The sequence below is a fragment of the Chromobacterium sp. Rain0013 genome, assembly GCF_015291765.1.
In the GTDB taxonomy this organism is placed as follows: domain Bacteria; phylum Pseudomonadota; class Gammaproteobacteria; order Burkholderiales; family Chromobacteriaceae; genus Chromobacterium; species Chromobacterium haemolyticum.
Window position 1 is genome coordinate 3,898,195 of the sequence record NZ_CP031514.1, and the last position, 18,031, is coordinate 3,916,225.

Genomic DNA, 18,031 nt, shown 5'->3' on the forward strand with positions numbered 1-18,031 from the left:
CGAGCCACGTTTCACAGCGCGCAGCAGATCGTAAACCGGTTCTCAGCCGCGCTCCAGCACCTCTGCCACCCTGTGCTGCAAAGCCGGCAGCAGTTCGGCCTCGAACCAGGGATGGCGGCGCAGCCACAGTTGATTGCGCGGGCTGGGGTGCGGCAAGGGCAACAGCGCCGGCCAGTGCTCGCGCCAGCGCTCCACCGCCTCGGTCAGCCGCGGATAACGGCCAGGCAGGTGATACCGCTGGGCGTACTGACCCAGCAAAATCGTCAATTGCAGATGAGGCAGGCCGGCCAGCAAGGGCTGACGCCAGGCGGCCGCGCATTGCGGAGGCGGAGGCAGATCCCCGGACTTGCCGGTGCCGGGGTAACAGAAAGCCATCGGCAGAATGGCGATGCGGGTCTCATCGTAAAACACCGTTTTGTCCACGCCCAGCCAATCGCGCAAACGCTCGCCGCTGGGGTCGTCGAACGGCAGGCCGGACGCATGCACGCGCCGCCCCGGCGCTTGGCCGGCAATCAGGATGCGCGCATCCGGATGCCACTGCAGCACCGGGCGCGGACCATGCGGCAGCTTGTCCGCGCACAGCCGGCAAGCTCTCACTTCTTGGAGCAGGCCGCCGGCGTTCATGCGCGTCGCCGTTTACAGCACCACGCCGGCCGGCGGCTGGTCGTGAGTCTGGCCGACGGACTGGTGCGGCAGCTCCAGATAGCTGCGTGACTGCATTTCGGTCAGCCGGCTGGCGGTGCGGAAGAATTCGCCGGCCTGCACCCCTTCGGTGTACAGCTGCTCCGGCTCGGCGGCGGCGGAGGCCACCAGCTTGACGCGGTTGTCGTAGAACACGTCCACCAGCCAGGTGAAGCGGCGGGCGATGGAGGCCTCGCGCGCGGTGATCTTGGGAATGCCGCTAACAAAGACGGTATGGTATTCGGTGGCGATTTCCAGGTAGTCGGTTTGCGCGCGCGGGCCGTCGCACAGGGCCAGGAAATCGAACCAGATCACCCCGGCGGCCAGACGCTTGACCGGAATCTCGCGGCCCAGCACCTGGATGGAGCGTTTCTTCTGCTCCACGCCGTGGCTCAGGCGCTGGAACAGCTGCTCCATTTTCTCCTCGCTGGCCGCGTTCGCCGGCACCATGAACAGCGGCTCGCGCGTCAACTCTCGCAACCGGTAGTCGTTGCCGCCGTCCACGTTCAGCACTTTCAGCTCGCGCTTGATCAACTCGATGGTGGGCAGGAAGTTCTGCCGTTGCAGGCCGTTGGGATAGAGGCCGTCCGGCGCGTAGTTGGAGGTGGTGACCAGCACCACGCCGCGCTCGAACAGCGCCGACAGCAGCCGGCCCAGCATCATCGCGTCGGCGATGTCGCTGACGTGGAACTCGTCGAAGCACAGCAGGCGGGTGTCGCGGGCGATCTTGTCGGCATAAGCCAGCAGCGGGTCCTTGCTGCCGGCCAGCGCGCGCAGCTCGCGGTGCACCTCGGCCATGAAGTTGTGGAAATGAATGCGACGCTTGCGGCGGTACGGCACGCAGGCGTAGAAGGCGTCCATCAGAAAGCTCTTGCCGCGCCCCACCCCGCCCCAGAAATACAGGCCCTTGGGCACATCCGGGCTGCGCAGGCTGCGTCCAAGGAAGCGGTTGCGCTTGTTCTTGAACTCCACCAGTTGGTGCCACAGCAAGTCCAGCTCCTCAATCGCCGCGGCCTGGGCCTCGTCGTGGATGAAACCGGGTTTTTCGCTGGCGGCCTGATACCAGGCCTTGGGGCTGAGATGGGCGTTCCCATCCGGGGAGAAAGTGTGCTGAGACATGGGCGGCGGAGTGTGCAAGCGCAATAAACGTACGGCCTGACATCATACCCCGTTTGCGCACGGGGGCAAAAACGATGCCGCCGCCCGAAAGGGGCGGCGTTCTTTAGAACAGACTCAGAACCTGTTCAAAGTCTCGCGAGCTAGGGCGAGACAAGGCGAAAACAAGCGAAAAAGCGGAATGGTCACGTGGTACATGAGCATTTTGAGCTTGTACTCACCGTGCGACGCTTCACGAAGCGCAGCAGACTATGAACAGGTTCTCAGACTAAACCGTCTCTTTGCGCCCGCACCTTGCTCAGCAAGGCGTCCAGCACCTCCCGCGTACGCTCCGGCGGGGCCGCGGCAATCGCGTACTTGCCGTCCACCACCAGCATGGGCGTGCTGAAGATCCGGTAATCCTTGGTGAACTGGGCGATAGCCTCCACTTGAGCCTTCACCGCGAAGGATCGATACACCGCCATGGTCTTGGCAACGTCCACGCCCGGCTGGCGGCGCAACCACTTCTCAAACTCCGCTTCCTTGCTCAGATCGACCTTGTCATGCTGCACCGCGCGGAAGGCCGCGCCATGCAAACGGTCCGAGAGGCCGGACACGTTCAAGGTGGCGAACACCCGCGCATACCCTTCCATCGGTTTGCCCCACACCACATGCTTGCGCACCACGCGCACGTCCGCTGGCTGGGTCTTCAGCCAGGCGGATATCGCGGCGTCTTGAGAGTAGCAATGTCGGCATGGGTAGGAGAAAAACTCCGCCACCTCAATCTGCTCGCCGCTGGACACCGGATGCGGTTTGGGCAACACCAGGTAATCCTTCCCTACCACGATCTGCGCTTGCGCCGCGCCCAGCGCCAGAACAAACCAACACAACAACAGTAACGCTCTCATTCACTACACTCCATTGATTCCGCCGTCGGGCTCCGTCTCAGTACATGCCTCGCGTTCAAGGGCGGGGTTAACTCTCAGGCCGTGGCCAACAAAGTCGGCACCTCAACCGCCTTGTCCACCTTGTTCAGCTTGATTTCGGATTTGGCCGGCCCACGCAGGCGCTGCAGCTCCTCCTTCAGCAGCTTGATTTCCTCTTGCAACCTATGCCGCATGTCCGCCTCCGCCTTGCGCACGTCCAAGCTCAGTTTTTTCTCCATTTCCGTTGTCAGTTTCTCATCGAGAAACGACTCGTACTTCTTGAACAGCTCATCGCGGTAAACATCCAGCTGCAAGCGCAGCATGAGGTTTTCCTCCTCCATTTCGGCCAATTTGTGCTGGAACTGGGCGGCATTCATATTGAAGTTCATGCGTTCTCCTGGCAGATGGCTCGCAAACGGCGCGATCAGCGCATGCCGACAGGCCGGAGCGGGGTTCCGGTTAAAAAAATATCCCTCTCCACGCAGGGAGAGGGAGGCAAACATGATGGGTTTGCAATAGACACTAGGCAGCTCAACACCGGGGGATCGGCGTGAGACCCTATGCAAAGAACGCCGCATAAGATGGGCAAAGTATGCGCAAACGCTCCGCGAAAAAATATCTGACCAGTACGAAAAGCCGGCTCAGCCACGCTTTATTGCGGGCGCGGAAGCAAGGCTCAAACCAGGCGGTTAAGACCGTTCAAGCCGTGATACAGACGCTGTTGCACCGGTTCCAGCAAAGCCACCGCCTCCTCGCTGCTAAACAGCAAGGGCTCGTCGCGGCGTTGCAGCAAGGTCAGGATGGCTTGCAAGCCGACATGAGCCGAACGAATCTCCATCAAGCCTTGCAACAGGCAAGCGTCCATTTCCGCGCACTGCTCGGCCATCTGCCGGCCAAGCTGAGACAACGCGGTCTGATCCGGCCGGGCCTCGAGCAAATCCTGATTCAGTTGTTTCAGTTGCTCCATCACGGGCAATTGGTCTTTCATCGCCGCTCTCCTTATGGGTGAGCCAGCGCGTGTTCAACGCCGGCGGCTATTTTCAAAATATGGGAGTCGCGGCCATGCAGCCCGCACACGCTCAAACCAATCTGATCCGTCAGCGGCAAGCTCACCGCGCAGCCGTCCAACAGATTGACGACGGCACTGTTGCGCAGAACCAGCCGGTTCAGGCGTGCGTAAACGTCCTCGTTCTCCAACTCCGCCAGCTTGGGCGGCAAAATCGCCACCGTGGGCATCAGCCAGGCGTCGGCCATGGACAAGCGATACGCGGCAGCGGCTTGCAGCTCGCGGCGTTGCTCCATCAGTTCCTGATACCTGACCGCGCTCAGGCCGGCCCCTTGTCGCAGGTCTCGGACAATGCGCCGGTCATAGCAAGCGCAGCCCTCGCCCTCCAGCAACGGGCCGTGGCACCGCCAAGCCTCCGCCGCCGCCAACCCGCCTTGAGCCTCCATGTCCGCAATCCGCTCCAACTCGGGAAAATCGAAACGGATAATGCGAGCGCCAGCCTGAGACAGGCGTGCCAGGGCGTCGTCAAAGGCCTGCGCCACGGCGGAGTCCACGTGCTCGGAAAGATAATCGTCAGTCACGTAGAAACGGCGTTTTTTTACATCGGGCGGCTGGCCGCGCGCGTGGGAGGGCGTCCAGCCGCCGCTGAGCACCGCGTCCAGGATGGCGCAGCAAGAAACCGAACGCGCCAGCGTTCCAACGGAGTCCAGCGACGGCGATAAAGGAAGGCAGCCCTGCATCGGCACCCGCCGCGCGGTGGGTTTAAAGCCAACCAGGCCGCAAAAGGCGGCGGGGATTCGCGCGGAGCCGCCAGTATCGATGCCCAGCCCGGCCGCGCTCATGCCCAGGGCCACGCTGACCGCCGCGCCGGAACTGGAGCCGCCCGCCACGCGCTCCGGATCTCCGGGATTAAGCGGCGTGCCGTAGTGCGAATTCAGCCCCAGGCCGGAGCATGCGAGCTCGCTCATATTAGTACGCCCCAGCAACACCGCGCCGGCGGCGCGCAGCGTCGCCACCACGGCAGCATCCCGGGACGCCGGCGGGTTGTGCGTGAACACGAGGGAAGCGGCGGTGGTGACCTGGCCCTGGATATCGAATAGATCCTTGACCGATACGGGAATACCCGCCAGCGGAGTGGGATAGACCCCGGCGGCGTCCACCTGCCGGGCCGTGGCCAGCGTGGCTTTGGCGTCCACCAGGGTGAAAGCCCGCTCGCCGGCCTCCTGGTGGCTGGCGATGGCGGCCAGCGCCTGCTCCGTCAGCGCCACGCTGCTGGTATTGCCTGACAGCAAGTCCCTGTGCAATTGCATCACGGTGGGCTTCATGACAAACGCCTTGCTGTGACACGTGGCAAACTCATGGCATTGCGACATAAGGCTCTCCTAAAGACGGCAGGCGATTGAACGCCTAGATTGAGCGCTTGAGGCCGCGAACGGACGCCACGGCCGTAGCATTGGCGCGCGCGCCTCCGCCGACGCTTGTCTGGAAAGGCAATGACGCCGCTCCCTGCCGCTCATCTTGAGCAGTGGAACTGAGTTGTCGCAGGCGAGCGGCGTAATCATCCAGCACTTCGATGGATAAACGCGTCAATACATATTGATGTGAGCCGGGAATGGACTTGGCCTGGAGTGCAGCCAAGGTGGAACGCAATAGAGAGAAGCCGTTCAAGGCCAGCGCACAAGCATCCAAGGTTTGGGACCGCAGGCGCAGTTGATCTTGTCCGTTGCCCGGAGGCGGTTTGGCTAAAGGAAGGAGGGAAAACAGTGGAGTCATTGCAGTCTCCAAGTCAGCTTTGGAAGCCTGCTCGGATAAGAGCAGGAGCGTGACAAGGTGGCAAGACCGGTTCCCTTATTAAGGCCGGCAGCTCCAAAGGAGCTCCCTGCCACGCCCTGCTCAGATGCAGATGCGTGGCAACAGACGTACGCAGTCCAGACGGACTTTGCTTGTCTGCGAATAAGGGAAAAATAGGCTTGCCTGCCCGGCGCGGCGTTATTTGGCGCAGCGCGAGGCAAAGAGTACTGAGACGGGGGCGGAGCGTCAAGCCGATGACACCCGCCCGGACAGGCTGCAAGCGGAATAGAGAGACTGTCAGAGCAGGTCTGAGCGTCTACAGCTTAGAACCTGTTTACGATCCGCTGCGCGTCGGCGATACGGCGTTGAAAACGTCTTCAAAATGCTCATGTACCGTGTGTACACTCCGCTTTCTCAGCTATTTTCGCCTTGTCTCACCTTAGCTCGCGAGATCGTAAACTCATTCTTAGGACTCCCCCTTCTCCAACAGCAAGCGCCCGCCACTGCTCAAATGCTCCACATCGCGGGCGCGCAGCGCATTGGCCGCCACTTGCGCGTCCACCCAGATTTGCGCCGTGAACAGCTTGCCGCGCGCCGGCTTGCCGTCCGCCACCGCCCATATTGTATGTTCGGCGTCCACCGCCACCTCCGCCGCGGCCGGCTCCAACGCCGCCTGTTCGGTGCGCGCGGCGGCCAGCAACACCGGCTGGCCGTCCAGCTGCGCCGCGCCCATGGTCATCCGGTAGTGGCCCTTGCCGCTCCATAACGCCATGCCCTTGGCGGCCGGCTCCGCCTCCAGCCGCAACCGGATGGCGATTGGCGCCTCGCATTGGATGCTCAGCGTCATCCGCCGCTTGCCCAAGGCCAGCATCCCGGCGGAGGAACGCGCGGTCTGGCCCTTGTTCAACACACCGTAATCTAGTTGCTCGCCGCTCAAGCGCATCACGCAGTTGCCGGCCAAGACAGCCTGGCACAAGAGCAGGCCGGCCAGACCGGCCGTTGCCCGCTTAATCATCGACTTCATTCCATGCTCCTCGCTCACGCTTCCGCCCGGCATACCGCGTCCAATTGCTCGTAAAACACCTGCTCGTCCACCGTCTCCGGCAGCGTGAAATCCAGCTGGCAACGGTTGCCGTTGGCCGTGGTCACGGTCAGCGCCTGTCCTGGCTCGGCATTGTCCAGAAACACCTTGCCGCCCTCCACCACGGTAGTGACGAAGCGATTGTCCGCCGTCAGCACCGATCCGCCGGCGCTCAGCGGCTGGCCCAAGCTATCCTTGACCTCCAACAACACGCGGCGGGTCTGGAACACATCGAATTCAACATGACGCACCGCGCCACGACTAACTTTCAGCTCCTTGTAGCCGTTCTTCAGCTCCACCGTGCGCGGCAGACTTTTCACATCCACTTCCAGCCGGCTGACGTCGTAAGCCGTCAAGCTGGGGATCACCGCGCGGCCGCCGGCATCGGTCCATACCGCGCCGCCCGGCGTGTTGACCCGCACCCCGGACACCTTGCCGGTGGACAATACGCCAAAGCTGTCCTGGATCTGCGCCGGGGAGGCGGTGACGCCGTCGCGGTGGAAGGCCAGGCCGCCGCTCAGCCCGGCGGAAAAATGGCGGCCGGCGTAGTTCTGCCCCATGCCCAGCCGGGCGCTGGCGTAACGCGGTTGCACGTTGACATTGGCGCTCACCCCGGTGCCGCGGCGGCTCTGTTCCGCGCTCAGCTGATAGCCCCAATACTCATTGACGGTTTCGCTGACCGAGGTATTCAGGCTGGTGTCGCCGCCGCTGCTGCGCACCGTGCTGTTGATGCGGCGCTTTTCCAGCGGCATGCTGAAATTCAGATACCAGGCTTGATAACGGCGGCCGTCAAAGGAATTGCGGCCGTTCTCCACGTTCAGATTCAGCGACATCCGCTTGAAAGACTTGCCCCAGCTGCCCAGCCAGCGGCTGGTGACATGTCCGTCAAAGCTGCGGCTGGTGGAATAGGACAGCCGGAAGCTGCCGGCGCGCTGATGGCTCCAGCCCAGGGAGGCCGAATACTGGGCGCGGGTGCGGCGCTTGCGCGCTTCGCCGGCCTGTTCTCGACCATAAGCCGTCGTCGCCTCGCCCAGATCGCGGTAGCCCTCGGACTGAAACGAGGCGGACAAAGACGCACTCATCGCCTCGCTCATCCGCGTGCTCATCGCCCAGTTGGATTGATGGCCAAACACGCCCTCTTCCCGCGCCAGGGAAGCCACCCCGCGCGCGCTCAAGCTGGTGTCCGCGCCCAGGCCGACATCCGCCCCCAGGCCCAGGGCCTGGTATTGCGGCGTGCTCAGCGCACCCAACGTCCCTTGCGCCCGTTGCCCCAGCGCCCAACTGCCGGAACCGGTCAGCAGCAAGGGTTCCACGCCGTCGTCGGCAACATCGCGCAAACGCCCCATGGCCAGCGAATAGCCCAGCGGCGCGGCCGCATCCAGCGCCAAGCTTGCCGCCGGCACGATGAAACGCCGCTCGCCGCCGTCGCTTTCCACCACCGTCACTTCCAGATCGACATGGCGGTTGTTGAGGCGGATATGGTCAAAAGAGAAGGGCCCGGCCGGCACTTGCGCAATATGGATCAACACTCCCGCCTGCCGCACCTCCACCCGCGCCACGCTATTGGCGATGCCCTCCACCCGCGCGCCGGGGCCGCCCTGCTCCAGTCCGCTCTCCGGCGTCCATTGCGCGCCCAGCAACTGGCCAGCGGCAAACAGCGGACTGTCGACATTGATCACGCCCAACTGCAGACGCGCGCGCTGGGAAACGAAGGAGCGTTGGGCGTAAGCGCCCAAGTCGCTGAACTGCCCTTGGCCGTTATTGGAGTAATAGAACTGGCGGCTGCGTACAATCCAGTCGCCAACGTTGAGGCCAGCCTCGGTGTCCAGCGACAAACTGCGACTGCCGCTGCCCAGTCCCTGATAGCTGCTCGCGCTGAGGTCGTAGTTCAGCATGCCGCCGACGCCGCCGCTTTCCAGCTGAATCTCTTCTTGCGGCCGCGGCAGGATGGCCGCGGTGGGTACCAACAGCGCCACCCGGTTCAGGTTGGGGTTCAACTGCACCTGGGTCTGCGGCCAAGCGCCGACAAAGTCGTAGCAGGCCGGCGCCACGGAGACGCCCTCCGCCTCATCCGGCGGCGGACCTTGCAAACGCGCCTGTTCCAACAAAGCCGGGCTGAAGCACAACTGGCCTTGCGCGTCGAACTCCGCCTCCACCTCGCCCAATGCCTCGCCATTGAGCGACAAGCTCACCAGCTGCCGGCCCTCGGCAAAGCGCGGCTTGCCGCGAAAGTACTCGGCCAAGGCCGGGTCCAGGCCGCGCGCGCGCAAGACATCGGCGTCGAACATCGCGTCTTCAGCCACTTCCGCGCCCAGCGCCAGCGACGGCGTCGCGCCCAAGGCCAACAGCAAGGCTGCCCACGCCTCCCCACGCCCACAGTAGGCCGGGAGCTCTTGCCAAACCGCCAATTTAGCCGGCCTTGGCCGTCAAAGGCGCGTCGTAGCTGTCCACCGTATAGCTATACAAGGTCGCGGGATACAGCGTAACCGCCTCGGCCTCTGTATCTGCTACTGGAAACGACAGCTTCTGCCCCGGCAGCACATAGTTATGCTCCAACTGCACCGCAGTACCCTGCGGCTTGAGGTGTACCACCTCTGCCATCCGCACCACATAAGGGCTGTCATTTTCCAGTAGCAGTTGCCCAGCTCCCATCGACCATTTCAGCAACTTCCATGGTTCGCGGTGTACCGCCAAATTCTTAGGATGAATAATCAATGGTAGGTTCTGACGTACAGAAATAGCCACTTGTGAAGAGTTTCCTGTGGAACCTTGAGGAATCCCTTCAAAAATTACCCGTTTCATTTGCTGGGTCTGCAGCCCCTTCTTATTCACCAACATAAATCGCACTTGCTGCTGATCACCAGGTTCAACGCGTGCCACCGGCGGCGTCAGCATTATCATTACGTCCTTTTCATTACGCTCTGGAAGATTTTCAATTTTGGAATACAAAAGCAAAGGATAATTATCCGTATTTTTCACCAAAATCGACCCACTACCATCCGTCTCATCCAGCAGTACCAATGTAGTTTCCGGCTGCATCCCTGCTGCCAGAACCACATTTACAAAAACAAAAAACAACATCGGCATTATTTTAATCATTTCTCACCACCCCCCCTTCTCCGTCAAGAAAACACAACAAGAGAAGGGGGTTAATAAAGGGCTCAGCAAAATCAGCACAAAGCCATTAATAACAAGAAAAATTAACTAGATGTCAATACCACAACTCCATAGTAACCGTCCCTCTAAATTCCTCTTCCTCAACCAACCCCAAACCCTTATTTAATGCAACAACCGATTTAATAGCTGTGGTCAGACTTGTAAATGGAACAGGCACGCCTTCCTGAGTTATAGGCGTATAGAAATTATCAGCCCACACCCAATCATGATTGAACCCAACCTTATGCCAATTATCTTGATTCTCACTACGCCCAAAGACAGCACCATCTACAGCGCCACTACTATCCGTAAGCACCGGGGCTCCTTGAAGTGAGAAGTAATGAATACCAAATTTTTTGTCATTAGATGTCTTATTCAAGCCAAACGCACCTTTACTTCCTTTGTTTTCAGAAAAGGCATCAACAAATTTGACACGAACACTAGTATCGCTATCACATTGTATGGTTATTTTTCGAGTATCGCCCTCCCTTCTAATAAATTTCTCCCCGCCACTTTCTGCATCAATCTCGCTACTAGCAATAATGCCATAATCCCAGGTATCCCCGCCCTCAAAAATCAATTTACACGCAGTCGGCTTAATAAGTCCCTTGACATGAAATTGAGTCGACTGTTGATAAACAGGGTCCTGCGCACTGGCCACTCCCACACAAAAAATGCTAGAAGTCACCACAACCAGTCCGATTAATTTCAACATAAAAACCTCATACTAAAGTTGATTGGAACCATGAAATATACACACCGACATCAAGAAAAAAATATGACTAGTACGAAATAATTACAGCACTATAAATACAGCGAGAATTAACCAAAAGCACATACTTATTTTAAACATTAAATAAATACGACGTCCGCTTTATGAAAAATTCATTAACCACGATCGTTAACAAATAGCATAAAAACACATCATCAATACGCACAAACAACAAACAGACAAGGAAAACAACGAGAAACTTATGAGAAGCTACTCAGCCGCTTCTGCCATAGTACGAATTAGCCCACCCCACTCAGCGCCAGCACGCCGATAACAACCATCATGATCACCACCTTGCATAAACAACTTGGTTTTAGGCTGCGGACTGAGTTGATATAGACGTTCACCCAACTCGATCGGCACCACCTCGTCGCCGGAGCAATGAATGAATAGCTTTGGCGCGGCAATGGCCGGCAGTTTGGAATAGGAGGAGAAGTTATGGCGGATCAGGGCGTCAAACGGCAGCCATGAAGCGGTATAGGATTTGGCGATGCCCGCGATGGACAAGAAGCCGCCGTCGATAATCACCCCGTCCACCCCCAGCGATACCGCGGCCAAATCCATGGCGATGGCCCCGCCCAAGGAATGGCCGTACACCAGATGCTTGGACGCCTCCGGCGATAGCTTCATGAACGCTTGCCAGGCGGCCCGGGCGTCGGCGTAAACCGAGCGCTCCGACGGCAAGTACCAGGCGCCGCCGCCGTAGCCGCGGTAGTCGATCGCCATCACCGCCAGGCCCAGCCGGCGCAGGCTGAGGATCAAATCAATATCGGTGTACAGCGTGCTGTCGTTGCCGTGTAGAAACAAGACCGCCGGCGCGGCGGGCGATTCGGCCGGCAACCACCATGCATGCACCAGGCCGCCACCTTCCGTCTTGGCAACCGGCAACCAGGTCTCCTGGTACGTCACGCCGTAATCTTGCGGGGTTTTGCCAGTTTGATACGAGGGACTAAGGATGAAGCAACGCTGCGCCAGCTCCCATAAGCTCAGCGTCAGCAAAACGGCGGCCAACAAGACCAGGATTTTTTTAAGCGTGCCCATGCGCACCGCCAGACTTTAAAACGCCACCCGCCATCAACAGAGCACCCAGTTCAATCTAAACGCCATGCTCGCCTGCCTGCCGTCTTTCAGGCCCAGGCGAAATCCAATCCGGCAGCTTAGCCATGCTCGGTGCGGGGGGATATTTGACCAGTACGAAATGCGCGCTGCTCAGCGGGGATCACACGCTAAAACGACTATACTGACCGGCCTATGCGTTAGCAGACAGGCAGGATGCGCGGGAACCCGCGGCGGGGAAGCGGCCCCAAGGAAGGGCCGCCGGGAGAAAAGGAAGGTATCAGGACTTGTACAGCAGCAAGAGGTCCGCGTCGCGTTCCGCGCCCAGTTTCCGCATGGCGCTGGCTTTCTGGGTGCTGATGGTCTGCTTGCTGCGCTTGAGTTTGGCGGCGATGTCGTTGACGGTGAGCCCGGCGACAAAGAGCCGCACCACCTCGGCTTCGCGCGCGGTCAAGGCACGCTTGTCGGCGGGTTGGGCCAGGTGGTCGACCTCCAGCAAACGCTCCACCGCCGGCGAGAAGTAGGCCGTTTTGGCCATGGCGCCGTAAACCGCCGGCAATAGGTGCTCAACGGCGTCGGATTTGCTCAGGATGCAGTGAATGCCCAAGCCGCGCAGCGAGCGCACCACCAGGGCGTTGTCCATCATGGTGAGCACCACGATGCCCAGTTCCGGGTACAGCCGGCGCAAGCGCTCGAACATGGCCGCGCCGTCGCCGGATTCACAGCCGGGCATGGAATAATCGGACACCAGCACGTCGCAAGGCTGACTGGCCAGCATGTCCCACAGAGCGGTGGCGCTATTGGCCTTGCCCGCCACGCGGATGGAGCGCTGCCCTTGCAAAGCGTGCTCCAAGCCGCTGAGCACTGAGGGGTGGTCATCCACCAAGAAGACTTTTATTTCCGCTGTCGCCATGTCGTTCACATGAAATTTAAACAATTGTTTTCAAGACATTCTATTTTTATAGCTAAGCAAATATCCTGAATATGGTCAACCGCCTAGCCAAGTCACCTTCCGGAAGCCGCATGCGCAACTCAAGCTCGCCCGCTCCCCAAAGCCAGCCCCTCAGCCGCTTGCGGCGCATCCAACGCGTCACGCTGTTTGGCGGCGGCATCGCCATTTCGCTGACCCTGTTGGCCTTGACCATGCTGACGCTCTGGCTTTCCGGCAAGGAGATGTTGTCCGACCGCCATCAGGTATTCGACGCGGAAAACACGGCCTTGAAGGTGGTGCTAAGAGGACATGCGATTGATCTCTACCACCAGGTGAGCCAGGCGGAGGCCGCCTGGTTAACCCTGCCTAGAAGGAACCCAACACTGCTACGCCAGTTCACCACGGGTAACGGTCAAGCTTGGCTGCAAGCTTCCCCCACTCTCCCCCCAACACTGGCCTTGGGCAAGCTATCCTCCCAGTATCCAGCGTCACGTTTCGAGCCTTATCTTGTCCTAGCGGAGCATGTCGCCAGCTCTCTATGCGGAGGGGACTGTGAATTGCGGAAATCCTTAACCGCATATCTGTATAGCCCGGACCAGCAGTTTCTGGCGATAGTCCCCCCTCCATTGTCGCCATTGGCGCAAAGTGATCAAAGAGCAAGAACTCAACTGTGGCGTGAGTTTTTCGCCAACATGACCATGCCGCCTCCCGTAGCAACCGCCGATAGCCAAAGCAAACGCCAACAAGTTTGGCTAGGCTCCGCCGCCACTCCACTGACCAAGCACCCCACTATTCGCCTGGCTCAAACCGCCATGGCCCACGGCAAGCCCTTCGCCGTGTTCGCCCGGGATATCCGCATCGATACCTTGCTGAACACCTGGCGCCCGGACATCAATGATGAAACCACCTTGCTCGCCAGCCCCTCGGGGGCGTTCTATTTAAGCATTGGCCACCAGGCGGCCCAAGGCGCGCAGCTCATCGCGGCACTGCGCAAAATGGCCTTGCCGGCAATCAGCAATTCAGTGTCGGACCTCCAATACCGCGATGGTCTATTCATCTTGCGCGCCCGCTTGCCCACACCGGGTTGGGTTCATATCCAAGTGTTTCCCTGGCATGGCTTGCTCAATGACGTGAGGCTGCCGCTGGTCATCAATCTCAGCGCGTTGCTGTTCGCCCTGATCTGCCTGTGGACCTTCATCCTGTTGCTGGACCGGAGAATCTTCAAACCCGCTTTTAGCAACGCTCAACGCATTTACGAAAGCGAGAACCTGAATCGCATCATGGTGGACACCTCGCCTTCAGGCCTGACTCTGCTGTCCATCGCCGATGGCTCTGTGCTGCTGGAAAACGAAGTGATGCGGCAGTGGACGCGGCAAGGAGCCATCTCCCGCCCGCCCCTGCACCTGCAGCTGCTGGACGCTCACCTGGCCGCGTCGCCGCTCGGCACCACGCCTTGCCACCGGGATATCCAGTTTGCGCTGGCAGACGGCAGCGCCATGGCCTTGCACAGCACCACGATGGCCACGCGCTATCAGGGCATCCGGGTCCTGCTGTGCAATGTAGTGGACATCACCGCGCGCAAGGCGCTGGAACGCCAGCTGGAAGCCGCGCGCCAAACGGCGGAAGCGGCCAACCAGGCCAAGTCCTCTTTCGTGGCCATGGTCAGCCATGAGATCCGCACTCCGCTGCACGCCATCGTCAGCAGCCTGGACCTGCTAGGCCGGGCCGGTTTGGCCGCGCCGCAGCAAGAGCGCTTGTCCGTAGCCAAGCACTCGTCGCAGGCGCTGCTGGCCATCATCAACGACATTCTGGACCTGTCCAAGGTGGAAGCCGGGCTGATGAGCGTGGAGAGCATCCCCTTTGATCTGGCCGCGCTCGGTCGCGAAGCCGCGGCCGTCATGGAGCCGCTGGCCCGTGCCAAGGGCCTGGAATTCTCCTGCATGATAGACGCGCACCTGGCGCCGGCTTATCTGGGCGACCCCGGCCGCGTCCGGCAGATCATGCTGAACCTGCTTGGCAATGCCATCAAGTTCACGCTCAGCGGCGAGGTGCAGCTGGAAGTCTACCTGCAGGACGACAGCCGCTCGGATTCGCCGGTGGTCATTGGGGTGAGTGACAGCGGCGTGGGCATTCCCGCCGAATATCGCGATCAAGTCTTCACCGAGTTCTCTCAGGCGGACCCCTCCATCACCCGCCGCTTCGGCGGCACCGGCCTGGGCCTGTCACTCTGCAAAAAGCTGGCGGAATTGCTGGCGGGGACGATTGAATTCACCTCCACCCCCGGGGTGGGCAGCACCTTCGTCGCCACCCTGCCCTTGCCGCCTTGCGCCGCCGCGCCAACCGTTAAGCCGCCCGCCGTCACACCGATCCCGGCAGCGCCCGCGGCCCGTGTCCTGGTGGTGGACGACCACCCGGCAATCAGGTCGCTGATTCAGGACCAGCTTTGTGAACTGGGCCACCAGGCGGACATCGCCGCCAACGGCGCCGCCGCGCTGGCGCTAGCCGCCCGCCAGGATTACGCCTTGGTGCTGACCGATCTGAGCATGCCGGACATCAGCGGCTACCACCTGGCCCAGGCCCTGCGCGACAACGGCTTTTCCGCCCCCATCGTCGCCATCACCGCGCAGGCCGGCAACGCGGAACAACCGCTCTGCGCTCAGGCCGGCATCGACGAGCTCATGCTCAAGCCCTTTACCCTGGAAGAGCTGGATCAGGTGATCCGCAAACACCTGGCGCTGAGCCCCCCCAGCGCCCAGCGTCCCACAGCCCCCACGCCTTTATCCGCTGTCCGGCGCGCCGAACTGCTGAACGCGCTGAACCATTCGCTCCTGCTGATGCGGCGGGCGCTGGAACCGATGGACAAGCCACTGTTGATGCAGCAGTTACACGCCACCAAGGGCGCTTTCGCCATGGCGAGGCTGGCGCCTGTGGCGGAGTTGTGCGCGAAGATTGAACAAGCGCTAGAAGCCGACCGACGCGAGGAAGCCGGCACGCTGCTGGATCAATTGGAGGCGTTGGCACGCGCGCGCCTGGCTCAAACGTGAAACGACTATCTTTGTCCGGGCGGCATAGGCGACAATGACCAAGCGCTTAGAACCCTTGCAGAGGAGCCTCCCATGAAAATATCCGACATCCCGTTTGGAATCAGCGACTGGTCCGCGCTGGAGCCCACCCGACACGACGGCGAAACCGGCTGTGCCTATTGGCGCACCCAGCGCTTCGGCGACATCCGCGTCCGCATGGTGGAATACACGCCGGGTTACAGAGCCGATCACTGGTGCGTCAAAGGCCACATCCTGTTGTGCCTGGAAGGGGAACTGCACACCACGCTGGCGGACGGCCGCAGCTTCACCCTGAAGCCGGGCATCAGCTACCAAGTGGCCGACGACGCCGAGCCGCACCTGTCCCATACCGAAACCGGGGCCAAGCTGTTCATCGTTGATTGACACCCACTAAGCCGCTTCCCCCGTCTTTTGCCGCATTCCCAGTATCTGCTTGCAGCGAGGGTAGTTAGGACACCCCCAAAAATCCGGGCGGCCGGCCTTGCCGGCGACATGGCGCATAGCGATGCCGCAGCCGGGACAGGTAGGGGTGCGGTAGTCGCCGGCAGTGGCGAACTCCAGCAATTGCTGCCGGGCAGCGCTTGGCAGGCGCTCAATCAGCGTCAACAGCATTTCGCCGTCGATCAACGTAATGCGGTTGCTTCGCGCAACAATCTTGGCGTCGTCGGAGAACCTGCCGCTAGTCATGAAAAAAGCCTTAGCGATTTTCTCGTGGGTCATTACCCCCAGCAGCTCGCGGATCGGCTTCACGCCAACATAACGCTCACCCCAAGCCTTGCATTGCACTACCGAGGTGGCGCGGCCGGAATCATCCTGAAACAAACGAATATCAATGCCGCCGTCCGGCCCAAGCTGCGTGGTTTCGGAACGGATGCCTTTTAATTCGTAGAACTTCTGGCAAACATCCTCGAAACGTTTCCATTCGATATCGCGAATCAAGGCCAGCGTCCATTGCGCCGGCCGCTCCGCACGGGTAGCCTCCGGCTCCTTCCACGCCCTATTCTCCCGTGGCGCCAGGCCCAACGGCGGCACACTTGGCCGCTCCACCGGATCAAGCTTGAAGCTGAACCGCGGTTTGGCGGTCCGTCGCAACAAAGACCACGCGGCTACAGCCAGGAAGAACAACGCAATGGGCCAGCTCAGCGCGGAAAAAGCATCGGCTATCGGTTTCAAAAACGGATTTTTAGCCCAGATCGCAGGTAGAACACTTTTCAAGCCCAGCAGGCTAAACCCGGCTAAAATCGCGCTGACGTACCAGGGCGCAGCGACGAGAAGCTGGACGAAGCTTTCCTTTCTTTTCCGATATTTGCGTGCCATGTTTCACCATCAAATTATACCAAATGCATTTTAACTGCCGTGCGCGCAATATCGCAAACTGAATGCACAGGGCCGCCTCCGCGGCAAGAACGTAACCTAATCTCTCCCCACTCCATGCCATACTCTTGGCTTTCGAATCCCGTTTCCAAGCATTTTGGCCTTGGACGCTCAAACTCCGTCACCTCAATCGCGATTAAGGGGCTCCATGAAAAAACTCGGCCTGCTAGGCGGCATCAGTTGGGTATCAACGCTGGATTACTACCGTTATCTAAACGAAGGCGTCAACGCCGCGCTGGGCGGCCTCAACTTCGCCGAGTGCGTCGTCTACTCCCTGAATTTCAACGACATTCAGCGACGTGGATGGGATGACTGGGACCATACTCACGCGCTGCTGCTTAATGGCTGCCTGCATTTGAAAGCCGCCGGCGCCGACGCCATTGTGCTGTGCGCCAATACCGCGCATGCGGTTGCCGATCCGTTGGAAACGGCAGTGGGCCTCCCCATCATCCATATCGCCGACGCGACGGCTCGGGAAATCTCGCGGCGACAGTTGCAAACCATCGGCCTGCTAGGCACCAAGTTCACCATGGAACTACCGTTTTTTCAGGACAAGCTAAGCCGGCACGGCATCCGCGCCTTGATCCCGGAGCAGCAGAATACGCGCGATTTCATTCAGCGCACCTTGCGCGACGAGCTGGGCCGCGGCATGGTTTCGCCGGCCACCAAGCGCGCCTATCTGGAAGTGATCCGGCAACTGATCGAACGCGGCGCCGAAGGCATAGTCTTCGGATGCACCGAACTGCCGCTGCTGTTGAGCCAGACCGACGTGCCGGTGCCGGTATTCGACACCACTCAGATTCATATCCGCGCCGCGCTAGAGTTCGCGCTCTCCGATACGGAGTAAGCGCAATAGGTGCTTGGAGCTGGTTCTACGCCTAGCTAGCAAGAAACAAGGCAAAAACGACCCAAAAAAGCGAAATGTACTCGTGGCACATAAGCATTTTGAAGCCGCTTTCAACGCCGTATCGCCGAAGCGCAGCAGACTTTGAACAGGTTCTTAGGTCGAAAGAGCTACAGGCGCGGCCCCCGCTTCTACATATACTGCCGGCAGATTGCCTATGGCGAAAACACACCCACCCATCCGACATCAAGGACAC

General features: G+C 60.3%; 17 protein-coding genes. 3 read left to right on the plus strand and 14 right to left on the minus strand.

All coding sequences use genetic code 11. The features are described 5' to 3' along the window. Positions 1-42: 42 nt before the first annotated feature. The 13 genes from DXT74_RS17860 to DXT74_RS17920 form a co-directional block, all read right to left on the minus strand. Complete coding sequence (locus DXT74_RS17860; protein ID WP_194426643.1) at positions 43-624, minus strand: uracil-DNA glycosylase family protein; 582 nt, start codon at positions 622-624, stop codon at positions 43-45. 12 nt (positions 625-636) lie between these two features. Then, complete coding sequence (gene zapE / locus DXT74_RS17865) at positions 637-1,800, minus strand: cell division protein ZapE (protein WP_043639979.1); 1,164 nt, start codon at positions 1,798-1,800, stop codon at positions 637-639. A gap of 260 nt (positions 1,801-2,060) precedes the next feature. Then, a complete protein-coding gene (locus DXT74_RS17870; protein WP_194426644.1) occupies positions 2,061-2,684 on the minus strand; it encodes a thiol:disulfide interchange protein DsbA/DsbL in 624 nt (207 codons plus the stop codon). A 74-nt stretch (positions 2,685-2,758) separates the two neighbouring features. Further along, complete coding sequence (locus tag DXT74_RS17875) at positions 2,759-3,091, minus strand: hypothetical protein (protein ID WP_081551239.1); 333 nt, start codon at positions 3,089-3,091, stop codon at positions 2,759-2,761. Positions 3,092-3,378: 287 nt separating this feature from the next. Then, on the minus strand, positions 3,379-3,690 hold the full coding sequence (locus tag DXT74_RS17880) for a DUF1484 family protein (RefSeq protein WP_043639985.1): 312 nt from the start codon (positions 3,688-3,690) through the stop codon (positions 3,379-3,381). Positions 3,691-3,701: 11 nt separating this feature from the next. Then, positions 3,702-5,033 (minus strand): amidase, encoded by a 1,332-nt coding sequence (locus tag DXT74_RS17885; protein ID WP_194426645.1) that lies wholly within the window; start codon positions 5,031-5,033, stop codon positions 3,702-3,704. Positions 5,034-5,115: 82 nt separating this feature from the next. After that, on the minus strand, positions 5,116-5,481 hold the full coding sequence (locus DXT74_RS17890; RefSeq protein WP_194426646.1) for a hypothetical protein: 366 nt from the start codon (positions 5,479-5,481) through the stop codon (positions 5,116-5,118). A gap of 484 nt (positions 5,482-5,965) precedes the next feature. Beyond that, positions 5,966-6,523 (minus strand): hypothetical protein, encoded by a 558-nt coding sequence (locus tag DXT74_RS17895; protein ID WP_194426647.1) that lies wholly within the window; start codon positions 6,521-6,523, stop codon positions 5,966-5,968. Positions 6,524-6,537: 14 nt separating this feature from the next. Further along, a complete protein-coding gene (locus tag DXT74_RS17900) occupies positions 6,538-8,931 on the minus strand; it encodes a fimbria/pilus outer membrane usher protein (RefSeq protein ID WP_194426648.1) in 2,394 nt (797 codons plus the stop codon). 58 nt (positions 8,932-8,989) lie between these two features. Next, positions 8,990-9,679 carry a fimbria/pilus chaperone family protein gene (locus DXT74_RS17905; protein ID WP_196783786.1) on the minus strand — a complete coding sequence of 230 codons (690 nt, stop codon included), beginning with the start codon at positions 9,677-9,679 and terminating at the stop codon, positions 8,990-8,992. Positions 9,680-9,791: 112 nt separating this feature from the next. Continuing rightward, on the minus strand, positions 9,792-10,451 hold the full coding sequence (locus tag DXT74_RS17910) for a hypothetical protein (protein ID WP_194426649.1): 660 nt from the start codon (positions 10,449-10,451) through the stop codon (positions 9,792-9,794). Positions 10,452-10,718: 267 nt separating this feature from the next. Then, entirely contained in the window at positions 10,719-11,549 is an 831-nt protein-coding gene (locus DXT74_RS17915; RefSeq protein WP_194426650.1) for an alpha/beta hydrolase, read from the minus strand. Between the two features lie 295 nt (positions 11,550-11,844). After that, on the minus strand, positions 11,845-12,477 hold the full coding sequence (locus DXT74_RS17920; protein WP_194426651.1) for a response regulator: 633 nt from the start codon (positions 12,475-12,477) through the stop codon (positions 11,845-11,847). A 110-nt stretch (positions 12,478-12,587) separates the two neighbouring features. Between DXT74_RS17920 and DXT74_RS17925 the strand changes: the two genes are divergently transcribed. Both DXT74_RS17925 and DXT74_RS17930 read left to right on the plus strand, forming a co-directional pair. Continuing rightward, the gene (locus tag DXT74_RS17925) at positions 12,588-15,539 is read left to right on the plus strand and encodes an ATP-binding protein (RefSeq protein ID WP_194426652.1); all 2,952 of its coding nucleotides are present in this window, start codon (positions 12,588-12,590) and stop codon (positions 15,537-15,539) included. Positions 15,540-15,611: 72 nt separating this feature from the next. Then, entirely contained in the window at positions 15,612-15,941 is a 330-nt protein-coding gene (locus DXT74_RS17930) for a DHCW motif cupin fold protein (RefSeq protein ID WP_043591534.1), read from the plus strand. Between the two features lie 6 nt (positions 15,942-15,947). Here DXT74_RS17930 and DXT74_RS17935 read toward each other — a convergent pair whose 3' ends face one another. Then, positions 15,948-16,874 (minus strand): restriction endonuclease, encoded by a 927-nt coding sequence (locus DXT74_RS17935; RefSeq protein ID WP_194426653.1) that lies wholly within the window; start codon positions 16,872-16,874, stop codon positions 15,948-15,950. A 205-nt stretch (positions 16,875-17,079) separates the two neighbouring features. Between DXT74_RS17935 and DXT74_RS17940 the strand changes: the two genes are divergently transcribed. Further along, a complete protein-coding gene (locus tag DXT74_RS17940) occupies positions 17,080-17,778 on the plus strand; it encodes an aspartate/glutamate racemase family protein (protein ID WP_194426654.1) in 699 nt (232 codons plus the stop codon). The last annotated feature ends 253 nt before the right edge of the window (positions 17,779-18,031 follow it).

What these genes read in the sequence shown, in the direction of transcription:
- DXT74_RS17885 (WP_194426645.1), bottom strand. Translation starts at nt 5,033, where the DNA reads ATGAAGCCCACCGTGATGCAATTGCACAGGGACTTGCTGTCAGGCAAT.
- DXT74_RS17940 (WP_194426654.1), top strand. Translation starts at nt 17,080, where the DNA reads ATGAAAAAACTCGGCCTGCTAGGCGGCATCAGTTGGGTATCAACGCTG.
- DXT74_RS17920 (WP_194426651.1), bottom strand. Translation starts at nt 12,477, where the DNA reads ATGGCGACAGCGGAAATAAAAGTCTTCTTGGTGGATGACCACCCCTCA.
- zapE (WP_043639979.1), bottom strand. Translation starts at nt 1,800, where the DNA reads ATGTCTCAGCACACTTTCTCCCCGGATGGGAACGCCCATCTCAGCCCC.
- DXT74_RS17925 (WP_194426652.1), top strand. Translation starts at nt 12,588, where the DNA reads ATGCGCAACTCAAGCTCGCCCGCTCCCCAAAGCCAGCCCCTCAGCCGC.
- DXT74_RS17870 (WP_194426644.1), bottom strand. Translation starts at nt 2,684, where the DNA reads ATGAGAGCGTTACTGTTGTTGTGTTGGTTTGTTCTGGCGCTGGGCGCG.
- DXT74_RS17880 (WP_043639985.1), bottom strand. Translation starts at nt 3,690, where the DNA reads ATGAAAGACCAATTGCCCGTGATGGAGCAACTGAAACAACTGAATCAG.
- DXT74_RS17860 (WP_194426643.1), bottom strand. Translation starts at nt 624, where the DNA reads ATGAACGCCGGCGGCCTGCTCCAAGAAGTGAGAGCTTGCCGGCTGTGC.
- DXT74_RS17890 (WP_194426646.1), bottom strand. Translation starts at nt 5,481, where the DNA reads ATGACTCCACTGTTTTCCCTCCTTCCTTTAGCCAAACCGCCTCCGGGC.
- DXT74_RS17875 (WP_081551239.1), bottom strand. Translation starts at nt 3,091, where the DNA reads ATGAACTTCAATATGAATGCCGCCCAGTTCCAGCACAAATTGGCCGAA.
- DXT74_RS17930 (WP_043591534.1), top strand. Translation starts at nt 15,612, where the DNA reads ATGAAAATATCCGACATCCCGTTTGGAATCAGCGACTGGTCCGCGCTG.
- DXT74_RS17915 (WP_194426650.1), bottom strand. Translation starts at nt 11,549, where the DNA reads ATGGGCACGCTTAAAAAAATCCTGGTCTTGTTGGCCGCCGTTTTGCTG.
- DXT74_RS17910 (WP_194426649.1), bottom strand. Translation starts at nt 10,451, where the DNA reads ATGTTGAAATTAATCGGACTGGTTGTGGTGACTTCTAGCATTTTTTGT.
- DXT74_RS17895 (WP_194426647.1), bottom strand. Translation starts at nt 6,523, where the DNA reads ATGAAGTCGATGATTAAGCGGGCAACGGCCGGTCTGGCCGGCCTGCTC.
- DXT74_RS17905 (WP_196783786.1), bottom strand. Translation starts at nt 9,679, where the DNA reads ATGATTAAAATAATGCCGATGTTGTTTTTTGTTTTTGTAAATGTGGTT.
- DXT74_RS17935 (WP_194426653.1), bottom strand. Translation starts at nt 16,874, where the DNA reads ATGGCACGCAAATATCGGAAAAGAAAGGAAAGCTTCGTCCAGCTTCTC.